16 protein-coding genes are annotated in these 19,138 nt (G+C 66.3%); 10 read left to right on the forward strand and 6 right to left on the reverse strand.

The genetic code is table 11. From position 1 onward, the window contains the following. A complete protein-coding gene (locus MJO54_RS22780) occupies positions 1-720 on the forward strand; it encodes a YggS family pyridoxal phosphate-dependent enzyme (RefSeq protein ID WP_240175444.1) in 720 nt (239 codons plus the stop codon). 16 nt (positions 721-736) lie between these two features. On the opposite strand, the gene MJO54_RS22785 is transcribed toward MJO54_RS22780, so the two are convergent. Further along, the gene (locus MJO54_RS22785) at positions 737-2,206 is read right to left on the reverse strand and encodes a flavin-containing monooxygenase (RefSeq protein ID WP_046282839.1); all 1,470 of its coding nucleotides are present in this window, start codon (positions 2,204-2,206) and stop codon (positions 737-739) included. Positions 2,207-2,282: 76 nt separating this feature from the next. Here MJO54_RS22785 and MJO54_RS22790 point away from each other — a divergent pair, with 76 nt between their 5' ends. Beyond that, the gene (locus MJO54_RS22790; RefSeq protein WP_105295497.1) at positions 2,283-2,918 is read left to right on the forward strand and encodes a TetR/AcrR family transcriptional regulator; all 636 of its coding nucleotides are present in this window, start codon (positions 2,283-2,285) and stop codon (positions 2,916-2,918) included. 22 nt (positions 2,919-2,940) lie between these two features. Here the strand turns inward: MJO54_RS22790 and MJO54_RS22795 are convergent, their stop codons facing one another. Continuing rightward, entirely contained in the window at positions 2,941-3,363 is a 423-nt protein-coding gene (locus MJO54_RS22795) for a hypothetical protein (RefSeq protein WP_046282882.1), read from the reverse strand. 236 nt (positions 3,364-3,599) lie between these two features. Between MJO54_RS22795 and MJO54_RS22800 the strand changes: the two genes are divergently transcribed. Beyond that, positions 3,600-4,448, forward strand: a complete 849-nt coding sequence (locus tag MJO54_RS22800) for an LLM class F420-dependent oxidoreductase (RefSeq protein ID WP_046282841.1) — start codon at positions 3,600-3,602, stop codon at positions 4,446-4,448. Positions 4,449-4,799: 351 nt separating this feature from the next. On the opposite strand, the gene MJO54_RS22805 is transcribed toward MJO54_RS22800, so the two are convergent. Next, entirely contained in the window at positions 4,800-5,408 is a 609-nt protein-coding gene (locus tag MJO54_RS22805) for a TetR/AcrR family transcriptional regulator (protein ID WP_240175445.1), read from the reverse strand. Positions 5,409-5,495: 87 nt separating this feature from the next. On the opposite strand from MJO54_RS22805, the gene MJO54_RS22810 reads away from it, so the two are divergent. The 5 genes from MJO54_RS22810 to MJO54_RS22830 are packed head-to-tail and all read left to right on the forward strand — an operon-like array spanning position 5,496 to position 9,772. Continuing rightward, entirely contained in the window at positions 5,496-6,029 is a 534-nt protein-coding gene (locus tag MJO54_RS22810; RefSeq protein WP_065152915.1) for a DUF4242 domain-containing protein, read from the forward strand. Further along, positions 6,026-7,072 carry an acyl-CoA dehydrogenase family protein gene (locus MJO54_RS22815; protein WP_192830535.1) on the forward strand — a complete coding sequence of 349 codons (1,047 nt, stop codon included), beginning with the start codon at positions 6,026-6,028 and terminating at the stop codon, positions 7,070-7,072. The genes MJO54_RS22810 and MJO54_RS22815 overlap by 4 nt, the downstream gene beginning before the upstream one ends. Beyond that, positions 7,048-7,788 (forward strand): ABC transporter ATP-binding protein, encoded by a 741-nt coding sequence (locus MJO54_RS22820; protein ID WP_065152914.1) that lies wholly within the window; start codon positions 7,048-7,050, stop codon positions 7,786-7,788. Before MJO54_RS22815 ends, MJO54_RS22820 begins: the two co-directional genes overlap by 25 nt. After that, positions 7,785-8,954 (forward strand): ABC transporter substrate-binding protein, encoded by a 1,170-nt coding sequence (locus MJO54_RS22825; RefSeq protein ID WP_240175446.1) that lies wholly within the window; start codon positions 7,785-7,787, stop codon positions 8,952-8,954. Before MJO54_RS22820 ends, MJO54_RS22825 begins: the two co-directional genes overlap by 4 nt. Further along, positions 8,951-9,772 carry an ABC transporter permease gene (locus tag MJO54_RS22830; protein WP_240175447.1) on the forward strand — a complete coding sequence of 274 codons (822 nt, stop codon included), beginning with the start codon at positions 8,951-8,953 and terminating at the stop codon, positions 9,770-9,772. Before MJO54_RS22825 ends, MJO54_RS22830 begins: the two co-directional genes overlap by 4 nt. A 16-nt stretch (positions 9,773-9,788) precedes the next feature. Here the strand turns inward: MJO54_RS22830 and MJO54_RS22835 are convergent, their stop codons facing one another. Next, entirely contained in the window at positions 9,789-11,240 is a 1,452-nt protein-coding gene (locus tag MJO54_RS22835) for a glutamate synthase subunit beta (protein WP_240175448.1), read from the reverse strand. Further along, a complete protein-coding gene (gene gltB / locus MJO54_RS22840) occupies positions 11,233-15,837 on the reverse strand; it encodes a glutamate synthase large subunit (protein WP_046282884.1) in 4,605 nt (1,534 codons plus the stop codon). The genes MJO54_RS22835 and gltB overlap by 8 nt, the downstream gene beginning before the upstream one ends. A gap of 273 nt (positions 15,838-16,110) precedes the next feature. Here gltB and glnA point away from each other — a divergent pair, with 273 nt between their 5' ends. Both glnA and MJO54_RS22850 read left to right on the forward strand, forming a co-directional pair. After that, positions 16,111-17,535 carry a type I glutamate--ammonia ligase gene (gene glnA / locus MJO54_RS22845; RefSeq protein WP_046282848.1) on the forward strand — a complete coding sequence of 475 codons (1,425 nt, stop codon included), beginning with the start codon at positions 16,111-16,113 and terminating at the stop codon, positions 17,533-17,535. A gap of 122 nt (positions 17,536-17,657) precedes the next feature. Continuing rightward, positions 17,658-18,695 (forward strand): MinD/ParA family ATP-binding protein, encoded by a 1,038-nt coding sequence (locus MJO54_RS22850; RefSeq protein WP_174549762.1) that lies wholly within the window; start codon positions 17,658-17,660, stop codon positions 18,693-18,695. On the opposite strand, the gene MJO54_RS22855 is transcribed toward MJO54_RS22850, so the two are convergent. Further along, entirely contained in the window at positions 18,683-19,138 is a 456-nt protein-coding gene (locus MJO54_RS22855; protein WP_240175449.1) for a MaoC family dehydratase, read from the reverse strand. The two genes, MJO54_RS22850 and MJO54_RS22855, sit on opposite strands and share 13 nt — an antisense overlap.

Here is a 19,138-nt window from a genome sequence, read left to right on the forward strand (position 1 = left end):
ATGGACGCCACCTTGCGGGCGCGTTGGGAACAGCTTCGCGCGCGCGTCGACGACGCGTGCCGCGCTGCGGGGCGTTCGCCCGAGGACGTCGAAGTGCTGCCGGTGAGCAAGACCTTCGGTCCCGAGCTGATCCGGGAGGCCGTCGATCTGGGCATGCGCCGGTTTGGCGAGAACAAGGTCCAAGAGATCAAGGACAAGGCCGGGCCGCTATTCGACTGCGGCATCGACTGGGTGATGATCGGACACCTGCAGACCAACAAGGCCGGCGTGGTGGCGCGGTTGGCCGCCGAGGTGCAGTCTTTGGATCGGTCCAGACTGGCGGTGGCGCTGGACCGCCACCTGCGCGCCGAGAACCGGGTCATCGACGTGCTGGTGCAGGTCAAGACCTCCGACGAGCCCAGCAAGTACGGCCTGGATCCCGCCCAGCTGCTGCCGTTCCTCGACGAGCTGGCCGGCTATTCCACGATGCGGGTGCGCGGCCTGATGACGCTGGCCATCAACACCGACGACCCCGACACCGTTCGCGGCTGTTTCCGCCGGCTGCGCCAGCTACGTGACGCCGCCGCCGAACATGGCCATGACGTGCCGCGGTTGTCGATGGGGATGAGCGGCGACTTCGCACTGGCGATCGCCGAGGGCGCTACCGAGGTACGGATCGGGACCGCGCTGTTCGGGTCCCGACCCTACCCCGACTCCTACTATTGGCCAGAGCGCGCCTAGAGAAGGCGGCGGCCCGTCAGACGCTCACCGGCGCCCGGTGCTTGCTGAACTTCAGCGACTTCTCGTCCACCTTGCCGTGCCGGATCAGCCGCAGGTCCAGCAGATAGTTCTGCTTGAGCCGCCACGGGGCCTCTGACCCCGAGCGCGGCAAGTCGTCCATCGCCCGGCGGAAGTAGCCGGGGCTGAAGTCCATGAACGGCTCTTCCTTCACCGCGGCACCCGGGTGCTGGGGCTCGACGCGGTCGAAGCCGTTGTCGTCCATGTAGTTGAGCACCCGGCAGACGAACTCCGAGACCAGGTCTGCCTTGAGCGTCCACGACGCGTTGGTGTAGCCAAAAGTCACCGCGGCGTTGGGCACGCCGGAGAACATCAAGCCCTTGTAGGTCATCGCCTTGGGCAGATCGATCGGCTCACCGTTACGCAGCAGCGAGGCCCCGCCCAGCAGCTGCATGTTCAGGCCGGTCGCGGTGATGATGATGTCGGCGTCGAGTTCCTGGCCGGAGTTCAGCCGAATCCCGGTCTTGGTGAAGGTATCGATCGTGTCGGTGACGACGTCGGCCTTGCCGCTGCGGATGGTCTTGAATAGGTCGCCGTTGGGCGCCAAGCACAACCGCTCATCCCACGGGTTGTACCGCGGCCCGAAGTGCTTCTGCACATCGAAGCCTTCGGGCAGCCGGTGCTTGGCCATCGTCATCAGCGTCTTGCGCATGTACTTCGGGAACTTTCGCGCCAGCTGGTACTGCAGGGTGCTGAAGCCGATCGCCTTCCAGCGGTTGGCGAAGTGCGCCGCTTTGGTCGGCAGGAACCGGTTTGCCTGCACCGCGAACGGGTCGACCAGGGGCAGCGCGCCGATGTAGGTCGGCGACCGCTGCAGCATGGTCACATGTCCGGCGCCGGAGTTGGCCAGCGCGGGAATCAAGGTCACCGCGGTGGCGCCGCTGCCGATCACCACGATCTTCTTGCCGGCGTAGTCCAGGTCCTCCGGCCAGTGCTGCGGGTGCACGATGGTCCCGGCGAAGTCCTCGGCGCCGGGGAACTCCGGCGAGTAGCCCTCGGCGTAGTTGTAGTAGCCGCTGCACGCGAACACGAACGACGCGGTGATCTGCTCTTGCTCGCCGTTGTTGTCGACGGTGACCGTCCACTGGTTGTCGGCATCGGACCAGTCGGCCGAAACGACCCGGTGCCGGTAGCGGATGTGCTTGTCGATGCCGTTTTCGACGGCGGCCTCATTGATGTAGTTCCAGATGTCGGCGCCTTCGGCGATCGAGTGCGCCGACCGCCACGGCTTGAACCGGAAGCCCAGGGTGAACATGTCGGAGTCCGAGCGGATGCCCGGGTACTTGAACAAGTCCCAGGTGCCGCCGAGGTTGTCCCGGCTTTCCAGGATGGCGTAGCTCTTGTTCGGGCAGCGGTTCTGCAGGTGCCAGGCCGCGCTGATACCGGAGATGCCGGCGCCGACGATCACAACATCGAGGTGTTCAGTCATGGCGCCAGGTTATCAACGGTGTGTTGAGTGAGTCAACACTCTGTTGATTAAGTCAACGTCGTGTAAAGTAGCCGCCATGACCAGCCCAAATGCGACCCGTCATGGACGCCGAGGAACGCGGCCATCCGGCGACGATCGGGAGCTGGCTATCCTGACCACCGCCGAACGACTGCTTGAGCAGCGCCCGCTGGCCGAGATCTCGGTCGACGACCTGGCTAAGGGCGCCGGGATCTCGCGACCCACCTTCTACTTCTATTTCAAGTCCAAAGACGCGGTGCTGCTCTCGCTGTTGGAGCCGATGATCGCAGCGGCCGACTCGGAGTTCGTCGGAGCGGTGCAACGACTGCCCACTGACCCGCGCCGGATCTGGCGCAGTGGCATCAAGGCGTTCTTCATCGCGTTCAGCTCACACCGCGCGATCGCCCGGGCTGGAACCGAGGCACTGGCCACCAGCCCGGAATTCAAGGCGATGTGGAACGGCTTCATGCAGAGGTGGATCGAGCAGACCGCCGCGATGATCACCGCGGAACGCGAGCGCGGCGCCGCGCCGACGACTATCGACGCCCTGGATCTGGCGACGTCACTGAATCAGATGAACGAGCGCACCATGATGGCGGCGCTGGTGGCCGAGCAGCCGTCGGTGCCGCACGAAAAGGTGGTCGACACGTTGACCCACGTGTGGGTCAGCAGCATCTACGGCCAGGCGTCCTGACGCCGGCCGCAGCCAAACGCTGTCAGAACCCGCCGACGCCGAACCCGGCCAGCAGCACCGCAAAGCCGCCGACCTCGCCGATGATCAGCAGCACCATGCCGGCGTGCAGACGCCAACCGAGCTGCTCGAACTGGTTAGTGGTGTCACGCAACGCGCCGTGCAGCATGTAGCTGCCGATCGCGACGACGAAGAAGAACACAATGACCATTGCCGCGACCATGTTCACCCAGGTCGGCCAGGCGCTGAGTTCCACAAACACCGCGACCAGCATGGTCGCAAAGGAGTACATCAACGCCGCTCGATGTGCGATGTCAACGTAGACGTGCGCCTGGCGATTCTCCGAAGTGGCGATCTGTTGGTACTTCCACGCGCCCAACAGCAACGCGAGCAGAAAGATCAGGCCCGCGGACAACAAAGTCACCTTGGTGTCGATGTCCAGATTCATGACCACCGAGTGAGCCTACTTCCCGCCGCCTGAAGTTGCGGCTCCGCCGGCCTTGCGATCGCCGCGGGGTTCATGGCGGCGACCCGCTACGGCCGGTCCCCCGCAAGCGGGAGGTGCCCCCACCGCCGGCCTTGCGATCGCCGCGGGGTTCATGGCGGCGACCCGCTACGGCCGGTCCCCCGCAAGCGGGAGGTGCCCCCACCGCCGGCCTTGCGATCGCCGCTAGGCTCGGCGGGATGCGCTTCGCGTTCAAGACTTCACCGCAGAACACCACCTGGTCCGACATGCTGGCCGTCTGGCGAGCCGCGGACGATATCGACGTCTACGAGTCCGGCTGGACCTTCGACCACTTCTACCCGATCTTCTCCGATCCGACCGGGCCGTGCCTGGAGGGCTGGACCACCCTGACGGCGTTGGCCCAGGCGACCACCCGGTTGCGAGTCGGCACGTTGGTGACCGGCATCCACTACCGCCACCCCGCCGTGCTGGCCAACATGGCCGCCGCGCTCGACATCATCTCCGGCGGACGGTTGGAGCTGGGGATCGGCGCGGGTTGGAACGAAGAGGAGTCGGGCGCCTACGGAATCGAGTTGGGCAGCATCTCCGAGCGCTTCGACCGTTTCGAGGAGGCCTGCCAGGTCCTGATCGGCCTGTTGAGCGCCGACACCACCACCTTTGCCGGCACCTATTACCAACTCACCGACGCCCGCAACGAACCCAAGGGACCGCAGCGCCCCCACCCGCCGATCTGCATCGGCGGCAACGGCGAGAAGCGCACGCTGAAGATCACGGCGACATACGCCCAACATTGGAATTTCGTCGGCGGCACTCCGGCCGAGTTCGCCCGCAAGCGCGACGTGCTGGCCGCGCATTGCGCCGATATCGGGCGCGACCCGAAGCAGATCACCTTGTCGGCGCACCTGCGGTTGCAGCCGGATCTTGATTACGGGCAGCTGATCGAGGACGCCGCAGCACTCGGCGCCGAGGGCCTGGATCTGGCGATCGTCTATCTGCCGGCGCCCCACGACCCGGCGGTTCTCGAGCCGTTGGCCGAGGCGATCCGCGATTCCGGACTGCCGGCATAGATCACAAACTGATAACGGTCAGCAAACTCTTCCCGGGGACTGCGGCCACCGGCTCGATCGGACCTATGTCGCGAAGCGCAGAAGTTCGTCGGCGGTGATCAAGCGCTCCTGCTTGGCGGGGAACTCTCGGCTCCGGCGCGGATGGCGCAGCAGTGACCAGGCCATACGGCCCATCCGGTATCGGTATATCGGGTTGATGTACACGGCGCTGACCCCCGCCCCGGTTCGGACCAGATTGGAATAATGCGGACCATGTTAACACGTTGTTAACGCGGATCACATAGGTGTCCATTAGACACCGGGCGCATGGCAAACAAAACCCGACGCGCCGACCGTTGGGGCAGAAGTTGTCTAAGTGATGCGTGTAGCTGTAGTGGCGATTTGGTCGGCGGCCAGCCGACGGGCCCGGACGATCGGCGCGACGGACCGTTCGACTTTGGAGCCCACCAGCGCGCCGTCATAGAGCAACTGAAGGTCACCCGCGCGCTCCTGCGCATCGGCGACACCGGCTTGAGCAAGTAGCCCCGCCAACATCGCATGCATCCAGCGCCGATGAGCAACCACCGGTTCGAGTTCGGTACCGGCATACGCGCCGGCGGCGTTGACATACAGGCATCCGCGGTAGCGGCGCTTCTTGGCGGCCGCCGCGGCGAGGTCGAAGAACAGCAGGATCTGCTCGACGGGATCGTCGAGTCGCGCCGCGGCCCCGTGGTATCGCTTGCGATCAGCCTGATCCAAAGCGGTCAGGTAGGCCAGCACGAGCGCTTCCTTCGAGCCGTAGAGGCTGTAGAGACTCGCCTTCGCAACCCCGGCTTCGGCCAGGATCCGGTCAATACCCACTTCTCGAATGTCCTGTGCTGCAAAGAGTTCCGTTGCCGTTTCCAGCAGCCGTTGGGCGGGCGGCGCGCCACGCCTGGCGTGCGAGGCATGCTCGCGGCCCGGTCCGGTCGTGCGCGTCATGGCAGCAGATTAACCCAGCCGCCTCGATAGACAGGGTTGTCTATCGCTGGCACCGTCGTAGCCATCCGAAGGCGAAAGGCAAACCCAATGACTCTGTACCTCTACGAGATCGCTCCGCTGCGCCTCGACCGCTCCGACGCCGACCGCGCGATCAAGGAACTTGACGCTGTCATCCACCGCGAGGGTGGTGAACTGATCGAGGCCCAGGTGGCCGGTGAGGCACACCGGATCTTCGCGATCGCGGAATTCGGCTCCTGTCAGGCACCTTCGGTGGACGCGGCAACGTTGTCGGTGGCCGAGGCCAGCGGCCCGCACTCGGTACGACTGGTCGGCGCTGAGCTCGCTCAACTCAAGGCCGCCCGCCCCGCCGCCGGCTACCTCGTCGAATGGGACCTACCCGCCGATCTGGACATGGAGACCTACCTGGCTCGTAAGAAGGCCAAGTCCCCGAAGTACGCCGATGTCCCCGAAGTGACCTTCTTGCGCACCTACGTGCGCGAAGACATGGACAAGTGCCTGTGCTTCTACGACGCCCCCGACGAGACCGCGGTCCGCCGGGCTCGGGAAGCCGTCACCACCCCGATCGACCGGCTGCATCGCCTGGAAGGCGAGCAGCGGTGAGCGCTCCGGTGCACCTTGTGCACACCGCGCTGGCCGACCTCACCGCGATCGTCGCGGATCGCGCCGAGGCGCTCGACACCGGTCGCCTCGACGTGCGCGACGACCTGGCGCGGTTCGGGTCGGCGGGACTGTTCGAGGCCGCGCTACGCGACGACGGTCTGCCGGAATTGGTTTCGGTGATCGAACACACCGCGGCGGCCAGCCTGGCGGTCGGATTCTCGCTGTGGGCGCACACCATGGCGGTGACCTATCTGGCCCACGCGCCGGCACCGGCACGTAAGGAACGCTTGGCGGCACTGAGCAGCGGCACCCGCGCGGGCGTGACGGCAATGGCGGCCGGACTCAAGCAGGTCGCCGGCCTGGGCCCGGTTCCACTGGTCGCCGACAGCTCCGGTGACCACCTGCGGATCACCGGACCGATTCACTGGGCGTCCAACGTCTTCGACGATTCCTTGATCGTGTTGCCGGCCCGCCGCCCCGATGGCACAACCCTGGTAGCGGTGATCGATGCGAATCTGCCGGGTATCACCGTCAACCCCGCTCCCGACCTGATGGCCCTGGGGGCCACCGCCTCGACGTCTCTGCGCCTCAACGAGGTCACGGTCTCGCCAGAGCAGATCCTCACTGAGGACCTGGCGTCCTTCGTCAGCACCATTCGACCGACTTTTCTGTTGCTGCAGACCGCTTTCTGTGTCGGCGTGGCCGCTGCCGCGCGCGAGGGCGCCGAGCAAGCTACCGGCCCGCTGGCCGAACAGTTCGGTACCGAGCGCACCGAGCTCGGCCAGCAGCTTCACCGGCTGCGCGACAAGCTGTTCGCTTTGGCCCGTGACCCGCAGGCGGCCGGTCTCGCCGAGATCATTCGGCTACGCCTGGACGCCGCAACGACCGCGGTAGACGCTACCCGGCTGGAATCGACGTTGGCCGGCGGCGCCGGCTACGCCACCCGCAGCGCAGCCAACCGACGCTTTCGGGAGGCGGCTTTTCTCCCTATCCAATCTCCATCGGAAGGACAACTGCGGTGGGAACTGAGTCGGTACGTATAACCGAGGGCAGCAAGCGGTTTGGGTCCGTCGCCGTCTTGCGTGACATCAACCTCGCGGTCGGCGACGGTGAATTCGTCGCGGTCCTGGGCAGCAGTGGCAGCGGCAAGTCGACGCTGCTGCGCGTGCTGGCCGGGCTGGAGTCCCTGGATGGCGGTATCGTCACCTGGAATTCTGACGGCAACCGGCCACGCACCGGCGTGGTGTTCCAGCGTCCGTTGCTGATGCCCTGGCTCAGCGTCGCCGAGAATGTCGCCTACGCGCGACGGTTCGCCGCCCACCGGGCAGACTTCGACCAGGCGCGCGCCGCTAATTTGATGACCCGATTCGGTGTCGACCAGCTGGGGGATCGTTATCCCGATCAGCTGTCCGGAGGTCAGGCCCAACGCGTCGCCATTCTGCGAGCAGTGGCCACCAACCCGCGGCTGTTGCTGCTCGACGAACCGTTCAGCGCACTGGACCCGACCACCCGCACCGACCTACAGGGCTGGCTGGCGCAGTTGGCGGTCGAGCTGGGAGTGACCGTTGTCCTGGTGACGCACGACGTCGACGAGGCGTTGCGGCTGGCCGAGCGAGTCGTGCTCCTCGGCGCGGATGGGCGCCTGCGCAACCAGTGGGCGGTCGGCGCCACCACGCCCGACGGTCTCGCCGACCTGCGCCGGGACATCTTGGCGCACTACGACGCCGACCGCATCGGCGTCGCCGGAGTGCGGTCGTGACCACGCTGACCCGACGCGGTTTGCTGATCGGAGCCGCGGCAGCTGCGGCGGCCGGCGGCGTCTTCGGGATCGGTGACCTGGCCCGCAGCGCCACGGTCAGCCGCGCAGCCGATACCGGTGGCCCACTGCGGATCGGTTACCTACCGATCACTGACGCTGCGCCGCTGTTGCTGGCGCACAGCGCCGCGCTGTATCCGGCGGGGCTGGTCAGTTCGGCCAAACCGGTGCTGTTCCGCAGTTGGGCATCGCTGGGCGAGGCCTTCGTCACGGGCAAGGTCGATGTGGTGCATCTGCTGATGCCGATGGCCGTCCAGCTGCGCTACGCCTTGGGCGGTGGCGTCCGGGTATTGGGCTGGAATCACACCAACGGTTCGGCGCTGACCGTGGCGCCGCACATCAAGGACCTGGCCGATCTGGCCGGTACCCAAGTGGCGATCCCGTTCTGGTGGTCCATTCACAACATCGTGCTGCAGCAGTTGCTGCGCGCTCACGGCCTGCGACCGGTGGTGCGGCGCAGCGCTTCTCGCGCCGCGCGCACGGTGGAGCTGATCGTGATGAGCCCGTCGGACATGGTGCCGGCACTGGCGAACCGCTCGATCGGCGGCTACGTGGTCGCGGACCCGTTCAACGCGGTCGCCCAGATCAAAAAGATCGGCCGCATCCACACCTTCCTCGGCGATGTGTGGCGTGACCACGCCTGCTGTGTGCTCCTTACCCGCGACGACGTGATCGCCCAGCGGCCCAACGCCATCCAACAGGTGACCGACGCCGTGGTCGGCGCACAGCTGCTGCTGAACACCGATCGAATCAAGGCAGCTAAGGCCCTTGGCGGGGGCCACTACCTGCCCCAACCGGTGCCGGCGGTGCAACTGGCGCTGACCTATCCCGATCCCCCGTATCCGCTTGCGCATCCGGACTGGCAGCCGCAACGGCTGGGCTTCACCCCGTTTCCCTTTGCCGGCTTCACGCACCGCCTCGTGGAAGCCATGGGCGAGACGGTCATCGACGGCGATCGCCGCTTCCTGGACCGACTGGATCCCGCCCGGGTGCACGCGGACCTGGTCGACGACCAGTTTGTGCGGTCCGCCCTGGCGCAACACGGCGGGCCCGCAGCGTTCGGCTTGGCCGCATCACTGACCCGAGAAGAACAGGTACATGCCTCATGACGACCATCGCAGTGCAGCCCAATGACCAGCCGCCGCCCGGCGCCGATGCCGGCGCCCGGTCTGCGTGGTGGACGCGGGTCTGGCCCCCGGCCGTCAGCGTCGGCGTGGCCATCGCGCTGTGGTGGGCGGCGACTTCGCTGCTCTGCGCGCCGCAGTCGCTGCTGCGCCAAACGGCGCCGCAGCATGTCGTTGCGGCGCTGGTGGACCTGATCGGTCGGGGCGTGCTGGTGTCTGACACCGCCGTGAGCCTCTACCGTCTGCTGATCGGCCTGCTGATCGCTGCGCTGGTCGGCATCCCGGCCGGCCTGCTCATCGGCTTGAACCGCACCGCGGAGCGGGCGGCCGGACCGGTGGTGGCGTTCCTGCGGATGATCTCTCCGCTGTCGTGGACCCCCATCATCGTGGCGGTGTTCGGCATCGGCAGCCAGCCGGTGATCTTCCTGATCGCCGCCGCAGCGGTCTGGCCGGTTCTGCTCGGCACCGTCGCCGGAGTGCATGCGATCGATCCGGGCTATCTGCATGTCGCGCGGTCGTTGCACGCCAGCCGGTTCGAGCAGTTGACCGCCGTAGTGCTGCCCGCGGTCCGAGTGCCGGTGCAGAACGGTCTGCGCCTGGCGCTGGGCATCGCCTGGGTGGTGCTGGTGCCCGCCGAAATGCTGGGCGTGCGATCGGGTCTGGGGTATCAGATCCTCAACGCCCGCGACCAGCTCGCCTACGACCAGGTGGTCGCGGTGATCGCGGTGATCGGCGTCCTCGGCTACCTGCTCGACCTGGCAGCCCGCATCCTTCTCGCGCCGCGTCGTAGCGCTGCTAGCTGAATGCGGGCTGCTCGGCTCAGCGAAGCGGCGCTGCGGTCGCGGTGATCGGCGAGGGCAACGCGGTGCGGCCCATCAGGTACCGGTCCACGCTCGCCGCGGCACCGCGCCCCTCGGCGATTGCCCACACGATGAGGGATTGACCGCGGCCCATGTCGCCGGCGACATAGACACCCGGCACCGCGGTGGCGTAGTCCGCATCACGCGCCACACTGCCGCGTTCGGTGAACTCCACACCGAGATCGGCCAGCAGCGGCGAACGCTCCGGCCCGACGAATCCCATTGCGAGCAGCACCAGGTCGGCTTCGAGCTCGAAGTCAGTGCCGTCGACCTTCTCGAAACCGCCGTTGCGGCGGCGCACCTCGTGGGCCCGCAGCCCGGTCACCCGACCGTCACGACCGGTGAATTCCTCGGTGTTGACCGAGAACACCCGGTCACCGCCCTCTTCGTGCGCAGACGTGGTCCGCATGATCAACGGGTAGGTCGGCCACGGGGTGGACGGATCACGGATCTCCGGCGGACGCGGCATGATCTCGAACTGGTGCACGCAGGTCCCGCCCTGGCGGTGCACGGTGCCCAGACAGTCGGCGCCGGTGTCACCCCCGCCGATGATGACCACCTTCTTGCCGTGCGCGGTGATCGGCGGCTCGGCCAGGTCACCGGCCTGCACCCGGTTCGCCCACGGCAGGTACTCCATCGCCTGATGAATGCCGTCGAGCTCCCGGCCCGGGATCGGCAGGTCGCGCCACGCGGTGGCGCCACCGGCCAGCACAACAGCGTCGAAGTCTTCGCGCAGCTGCTCGACGGTCAGATCCACCCCGACATTCACGCCCGTCTTGAACGTCGTTCCCTCGCCGACCATCTGCTCCAGCCGCCGGTCCAGAATTCGCTTTTCCATCTTGAATTCCGGTATGCCGTAACGCAGCAGCCCACCGATTCGGTCATCGCGCTCGAAGACCGTCACCGCGTGTCCGCCCCGAGTGAGTTGCTGGGCGGCGGCCAGTCCGGCCGGCCCTGAGCCAACCACCGCGACCGACTTCCCGGTGCGGACCGACGGCGGGATCGGTTGCGCCCAGCCCTCGGCGAAGCCGCGTTCGACGATCTCGTACTCGACCTGCTTGATGGTCACCGGCGGCTGGTTGATGCCCAGCACACAGGCCGGTTCACATGGCGCGGGGCAGAGCCGGCCGGTGAAGTCCGGGAAGTTGTTCGTGGCGTGCAGCCTGTCGAACGCCTCACGCCAGCGCCCGGTACGTACCAAGTCGTTCCATTCCGGGATGAGGTTGCCCAGCGGACAGCCGTGGTGGCAGAACGGGATACCGCAGTCCATGCAGCGTCCCGCCTGCTGGCGCAGGGTGTCTTCGGCAAAATCCTGATACACCTCGTTCCAGTCGCTCACCCGCTCGGCGACCGGGCGGCGCAACGGCAGGATGCGCTGGGTGTTGGTGATGAATCCTCTCGGGTCAGCCATGAGCCGCCGCCATAATTGCCTCCTCAGGGTCTGTGCCACTGGCTTTTGCCTCAGCGACCGCGGCGAGCACCCGCCGGTAGTCGCGCGGCATCACTTTGACGAAGTCCCTTCCGCGGTTGGCCCAATCGGCCAGGATCGCGCGGGCGGGCACCGAATCGGTGGCGGCGGCATGTGCCGCCAGCACGTCACGCAGCCAAGCCACATCGTCGGCGTCGAAATCGTCGAATGTGTCGAGGTCCACCATCTCGGTGTTCAGCCGGTCACCCAGCTGCCGGTCCGGGTCGTAGACGTAGGCCACGCCCCCGGACATGCCGGCGGCGAAGTTGCGCCCGGTCGGGCCCAGCACGACCACTTTGCCCCCGGTCATGTACTCACAGCCGTGGTCGCCAACTCCCTCGACCACTGCTACCGCACCGGAGTTGCGGACCGCGAACCGTTCTCCCACCACCCCGCGCAGGAACACCTCGCCGGACGTGGCGCCGAACAGAATCACGTTGCCGCCGATGATGTTTTCCTCGGCGACGTAGCCGTCGGGCGCATCCAGCGGGGGACGGACCACGATCCGGCCACCGGACAGCCCCTTGGCGACGTAGTCGTTGGCGTCACCAAAGACCCGCAGGTTGATCCCCGGCGGCAGAAAGGCACCGAAGCTGTTGCCGGCCGACCCGGTGAAGGTGATGTCGATGGTTCCGTCCGGCAGCCCTTGGGCACCATAAGCTTTGGTGACCTCATAGCCGAGCATGGTGCCGACGGTCCGGTTCACGTTGGATATCGCACTGGTGAACTTGACCGGGGTGCCCGCATCGAGAGCCTCGCGGCTCATGACGATCAGCTGCTGGTCCAAGGCTTTGTCCAGACCGTGATCTTGACCGGAGGTGCAGTACAGATCCTGGTTCATGAACGCTGACTCCGGTTCATGCAAGACCGGCGTGAGGTCGAGCTTGTGGGCCTTCCAGTGGGCGCGGGCCAGCGTGGTGTCCAGCGCATTCACCTGCCCGACTGCCTCGTTGATGGTGCGGAATCCCAAGGCCGCAAGGTACTCGCGCACCTCTTCGGCGATGAACCAGAAGAAGTTCTCGACGAACTCCGGTTGTCCGCTGAACCGTTCACGCAACTGTGGGTTCTGAGTAGCCACGCCCACCGGGCAGGTGTCCAGGTGACAGACCCGCATCATGATGCAGCCCGACACCACCAACGGCGCGGTGGCGAAGCCGAATTCCTCGGCCCCCAGCAGCGCCGCCATCACCACGTCGCGCCCGGTCTTGAGCTGGCCGTCCACCTGCACCACGATCCGGTCCCGAAGTCCGTTGAGCAGCAAGGTCTGCTGGGTCTCGGCCAATCCGAGTTCCCACGGCGCTCCGGCGTGCTTGAGTGAGGTCAGCGGCGCCGCCCCGGTGCCGCCGTCATGGCCGGAGATCAGCACCACGTCGGCGTGTGCCTTGGACACTCCGGCCGCCACCGTTCCGACACCGTTCTCGGCGACCAGCTTCACATGAATGCGAGCCTCCGGGTTGGCGTTCTTCAGGTCGTGGATCAGCTGTTTCAGGTCCTCGATGGAGTAGATGTCGTGGTGCGGAGGCGGAGAGATCAGCCCGACACCCGGGGTGGCATGCCGAACCTCGGCGATCCAGGGGTACACCTTGTTGCCCGGCAGCTGACCACCCTCTCCGGGCTTGGCCCCCTGCGCGATCTTGATCTGCAGGTCGGTGCAGTTGACCAGGTATTCGCTCGTCACGCCGAAACGCGCCGAGGCGACCTGCTTGATCGCGCTGCGCCGCCAGGCGCCGTCGGCGTCGGGCAGGAAGCGGCCGGAATGCTCGCCGCCCTCACCGCAGTTGGAGCGGCCGCCGATCCGGTTCATGGCGATCGCCAGGGTCTCGTGCGCCTCGGCGGAGATCGAACCGTAGCTCATCGCGCCGGTCGCGAACCGTTTGACGATCTCGGTGGCCGGTTCCACCTCGTCAAGAGGAACCGGTGGCCGTTCCCCGGCCTTGAACCGCAACAGCCCGCGCAGTGTGGCCAGGCGTTCACTCTGGTCGTCGACCAGCTTCGTGTACTCCTTGAAGACCGCGTACTGGCCCGTTCGAGTGGAGTGCTGCAGTTTGAACACCGTCTCCGGGTTGAACAGGTGATGTTCGCCCTCGCGGCGCCACTGGTACTCCCCGCCCACCGGCAGTTCGCGGTGCGCCCGCTCTTCTGGGCGGTCCAGGTAGGCCAGCGCGTGGCGGGCGGCGACATCAGCGGCGATGTCGTCGAGGGTGATACCACCGATCGGGCAGTACAGGCCGGTGAAGTACTCGTCGAGAACGTCCTGCGCGATACCTATCGGCTGGAACAGCTGCGCCCCGGTGTAGGACGCCCGCGTCGAGATCCCCATCTTGGACATGACTTTCAGCACGCCCTTGCCGGCGGCCTTGGCATAGTTGGCCAACGCCTTGTCGCGATCGAGGCCTTCGATCAGGCCACGGTCGAGCATGTCCTCGACGGACTCGAACGCCAGGTACGGGTTGACCGCAGCGGCGCCAAAGCCGATCAGCGCCGCCATGTGGTGCACTTCGCGGGCATCGCCGGACTCCACCACCAGGCCCACCTTGGTGCGGGTCCGCTCCGCGACCAGGTGGTGATGCACCGCCGCGGTGGCCAGCAGCGACGGAATGGGCGCCATCGTCTCGTCGGACTCCCGGTCGGAGATCACCAGGAAGCTGGCACCCTCGGCGATCGCCTCCGAGGCCCGTGCGCACACCTGCTTGAGCGCCGCACGCAACCCGGCACCGCCTGCCGCAGGCGGATACAGGCAGCTGATGACGGCCGTGGACAGGCCGTGCGGGCCCCGGGAACCGATCCGCTGGTCCGGGCTCAACTTCAGCAGCTTCGCGAGCTCGGCGTTGCTCAGAATCGGCTGGGGCAGCACGATCTGCCGCCAGGTGGGTTCGTCGGTGTTGAGCAGGTCGCCTTCCGGTCCGAGCGCACCTTGCAGGCTGGTGATCACCTCTTCGCGGATAGCGTCCAACGGCGGGTTGGTGACCTGGGCGAACAACTGCTGAAAGTAGTCGAACAGCAGCCGGGGCCGCGCCGAGAGCACCGCCACCGGGGTGTCGGTGCCCATGGATCCGATCGGCTCAGCACCGGAGCGCGCCATGGGCGCGAGCACCAGGTTGAGCTCCTCGTAGGTGTAGCCGAACATATGCTGCCGCAACAGAACCCGGTGGTGTTCCATCCGGGGCGCATCGCCCGGGGGCAGCTCGCCGATGCCGATCAGGCACTCATCGATCCACTGCTGGTACGGCCGTTCGCCGGCCAGCGTCGACTTGATCTCGCGATCGGAGATGATCCGCCCGGCGGCGGTGTCCACCAGGAACATCTTGCCCGGCTGCAGCCGCTGTCGGTGCACCACCGTGGCGGGGTCCAGGTCGAGAACACCGGCCTCGGACGCCATCACCACCAGCCCGTCTTCGGTGACCCATATACGCGACGGCCGCAGGCCGTTGCGGTCCAACACCGCGCCCACCACGGTGCCGTCGGTGAAGGTCATCGAGGCCGGGCCATCCCAGGGCTCCATGAGCGAGTCGTGGTACTCATAAAAAGCTCGGGTGGGCCCATCCATGCTTTCGTGCCGTTCCCAGGCCTCCGGGATCATCATCAGCACCGCGTGCGGCAGGCTGCGGCCGCCCAGATGCAGCAGTTCGAGCACCTCGTCGAACCGGGCGGTGTCGGAGGCGCCCGGCGTGCAGATCGGGAACAGTTTGTCCGCGCTACGGTGGCCACCTTCGGCACCGAAGACGTCGGTGCGGATCAGCGCCTCCCGGGCGCGCATCCAGTTCTCGTTGCCGGTGACCGTGTTGATCTCGCCGTTGTGAGCGATACGCCGGAACGGGTGAGCCAGCGGCCATGACGGAAAAGTATTGGTGGAGAACCGAGAATGCACCAGGCCCAGTGCGCTCTGCATCCGCTCGTCGGCCAGGTCGGGGTAAAACGCCTTGAGCTGCGGCGTCGTCAACATACCCTTGTACACCATGGTCCGGCTGGAAAGACTTGGGAAATAGACGGATTCCCGCCCCGGCCCATCCTGGCCAGGCCCCTTGCTGCCCAGCTCATGTTCAGCACGCTTGCGCACCACATAGGCCCGGCGCTCCAGAGCCATGCCGGAGGCCCCGCCGATGAAGAGCTGCCGGAAGGTCGGCATCGCATCTCGCGCCAACGCGCCCAACGACGAATCGTCGATCGGCACCTCACGCCAGCCGAGCACCTGGAGGCCCTCGGCCTCGACGATCTTCTCCAAGCCGACACAAGCGGCCGCTGACTCTTTGGCCGACTGCGGCAGGAATGCGATCCCGGTGGCGTAGCTGCCCTCGGGCGGAAGATCGAAATCGGTTACGGCACGTAGGAAAAGGTCGGGAATCTGGATCAGGATCCCAGCGCCGTCACCGCTGTTCGGTTCGGCTCCGGCGGCGCCACGGTGCTCCAGGTTGAGCAGCGCGGTGATCGACTTGTCGACGATGTCGCGACTGCGCCGGCCATGTATATCGACCACCATGGCCACCCCACACGCGTCATGTTCGAACGCGGGGTTGTAGAGCCCCACCCGACTGGGTGCCATCGCCACCTGAGTCACCTGACCCTTCGCACGTTCTTGCCCGGTGCCCGATATGGACAAGCGGTCAAGGGGGTTGGTCCGTGCGACGTTGAACGGCGTTCCTGCCTGAAAACACTCACAGGCAACGCCACGATATACCCCGACCTAGCAAACGTGCTAGTTCGCTGGACAGCAAGCTTGCGGTGAGGTTTGTGTTACGCCAACGCAATAACTGGATGATGTCCAGGAAATGTGCGCTGCCTATCGTTTGGCTGTCTGCACGCGAAGGAGACCAATATGGCCGCCGACATTTTCAAGCTCGTCGCCGACGAGTCGGTTGAGTACGTCGACATTCGATTCTGCGACCTGCCGGGGGTTATGCAGCATTTTTCGATCCCGGCCGCTGCGCTCGATGAAAGCGTATTCGAGGATGGGCTCGCCTTCGACGGTTCGTCGATCCGCGGCTTCCAGTCCATCCACGAGTCGGACATGCTGCTGCTGCCCGACCCGGAAACCGCCCGCATCGATCCGTTCCGGGCCGCAAAGACGCTGAACCTCAACTTTTTCGTCCACGACCCGTTCACCCGCGAGCCCTACTCGCGCGATCCGCGCAACATCGCCCGCAAAGCCGAGAGCTATCTCACCAGCACCGGCATCGCCGACACCGCTTACTTCGGCGCCGAGGCCGAGTTCTACATCTTCGACTCCGTGAGCTTCGACTCACAGATCAACGGCTCTTTCCACAAAGTGGATTCGGTCGCCGGCTGGTGGAACACCGGGCGGACAACCGAAGCCGACGGCAGCCCCAACCTGGGATACAAGGTTCGCCCCAAGGGGGGCTATTTCCCGGTCGCGCCGACCGATCAATACGTCGATCTGCGCGATGCAATGGCGACCAACCTCACAAACGCCGGTTTCACTGTCGAACGCGGCCACCACGAGGTCGGTACCGGCGGGCAAACGGAGATCAACTACAAGTTCAACACTCTGCTGCACGCCGCCGACGATTTGATGTTGTTCAAATACATCATCAAGAACACCGCCTGGGCGCATGGCAAGACGGTGACGTTCATGCCCAAGCCGCTTTTCGGAGACAACGGTTCAGGTATGCACGTACACCAGTCGGTGTGGCAGGACGGCGAGCCGCTGTTCTACGACGAGATCGGCTATGCCGGACTGTCCGACACCGCCCGCCATTACATCGGCGGCATCTTGCACCACGCACCGTCGCTGCTGGCGTTCACCAACCCCACCATCAACTCCTATAAGCGACTGGTGCCGGGTTACGAGGCGCCGATCAACCTGGTCTACAGCCAGCGCAACCGTTCGGCCTGCGTGCGTATCCCGATCACCGGCACCAACCCCAAGGCCAAGCGGCTGGAGTTCCGCTGCCCGGATTCGTCCGGCAACCCCTACCTGGCGTTCTCGGCCATGTTGATGGCCGGCATCGACGGCATCAAGAACAAGATCGAGCCTGCTGCCCCGGTCGACAAGGACCTCTACGACCTGCCGGCCGACGAGGCGGCATCGATCTCGCAGGCCCCCACCACGCTGGCCGAGGTAATGGACAACCTTGAGGCCGACCATGAGTACCTCACCGAAGGTGGGGTATTCACCCCGGACGTGATCCAGACCTGGATCAACTACAAGCGGGACAACGAGATCACCCCCGTCAACCTGCGTCCGCACCCCTACGAGTTCGCCCTCTATTACGACTGCTGACCGGTGAGCCAGCCCGACTCGCGCTTCTCGGGCTGGCTCACGGTGGTTGGGCGCCTTCGCGACTAAGCTGCGGTGTTGTTGGGCCACCTGGCCGTGCCGCCGCCGTATGCCTCGAGGAGCCGATGAACGCAGACGACGACTTTCTGCGGCAGCGGGTGCCGCCACAGCAGCAACAGCCGAGGCCCTGGACGCCGCCTCCCCAGCAGCAACCGCCGCAGCCCCCGCCGCCGGCCCCTATGCCGCGGCCCCAGCCGGCCCGTGGCTGGCGCCGCGCGGTCTTCTCCGCGACGCTGGGTTTGGTCAACTTGGGCCCGTCACCGGCCGAGCGGGAAGAGATGGCCTACCAGGTGGCCATCCGATCCCTGCCCAACGGCAGCTACAAGGTCGGCGTACTCGGCAAGGGCGGCGTCGGCAAGACGACGGTGGCGGCCAGCGTCGGGTCGGTGTTCGCCGCACTGCGCCGGGCCGACCACGTGGTGGCCGTGGACGCTGACACCGCATTCGGCCGGCTCGGCAGCCGCATCGACCCGCGCGCCACCAGCTCCTATTGGGATCTGGCCGCCGATCAGAGCGTGCAGTCGTTCGCCGACATCAGCAGCCGGGTCGGCGCCAACGCGGCGGGGCTCTACGTTCTGGTGGGCGAGCCCGCCGCGGGAAGCCGCCGGATCCTTGATGCCGCGTTGTACCGGGAGGCCGCGCTGCGCCTGGACCGGCACTTCACCATCTCGATCATCGACTGTGGTTCGACAATGGATTCGCCGGTGACCCAGGAGGCGCTGCGTGACCTGGACGCGCTGATCGTGGTCTCTTCGCCGTGGGCGGACGGTGCCGGCGCGGCCGCCAAGACCATGGAATGGCTGGCCGACCGCGGCCAGGGTGGGTTGCTGCAGCGCACCGTGGTGGTGCTCAACGACTCCGACGGCCACGCCGACCGGCGCACCCGCTCGGCATTGACGGCGCAGTTCCTGCAGCACGGCCAGGCGGTGGTTGAGGTGCCCTTCGACCCGCACCTGCGCCCGGGTGGAGTGATCGACGTGATGAGCGAGATGGCACCGGCAACCCGTCGCCGATTCCTGCAGATCGCCGCGATCGTCTCGCACTACTTCGCGTCCCGACCGCGGGGCCGGGACGCGAAGCCGGGCCGTCCTCAGAGCACGTAGCGCACGACACTCTCGGCGACACAGGCCGGCTTGGCGCTACCGTCGATGGACACCGTGGTCGAGAAGGTCACCTGGTGGGCACCACCGCCCACATCGGCGACCTCGACCAGCGAGGTCTCGGCCCGGATCTTGGAGCCGACCGGCACCGGCGCCGGGAAACGCACCTTGTTCAGTCCGTAGTTGATCGCCAACTTGACCCCGTCAAGGCGGCTGATCTGCGCCATCAACTGCGGCAGCATGGCCAGGGTCATGTATCCGTGAGCGATCGTGGTGCCGAAGGGCCCGCTAGCCGCACGTTCGGGATCGACGTGAATCCATTGATGGTCACCCGTCGCGTCGGCGAACAGGTTGACGGCGTCCTGGGTGATAGTCACCCAGTCACTGTGCCCGATCACCTGGCCCTGGCATGCGGCAAGTTCATCGATTGATCGATAAGTACGCAC

The organism is Mycolicibacter virginiensis (assembly GCF_022374935.2).
GTDB classification, from domain to species: domain Bacteria; phylum Actinomycetota; class Actinomycetes; order Mycobacteriales; family Mycobacteriaceae; genus Mycobacterium; species Mycobacterium virginiense.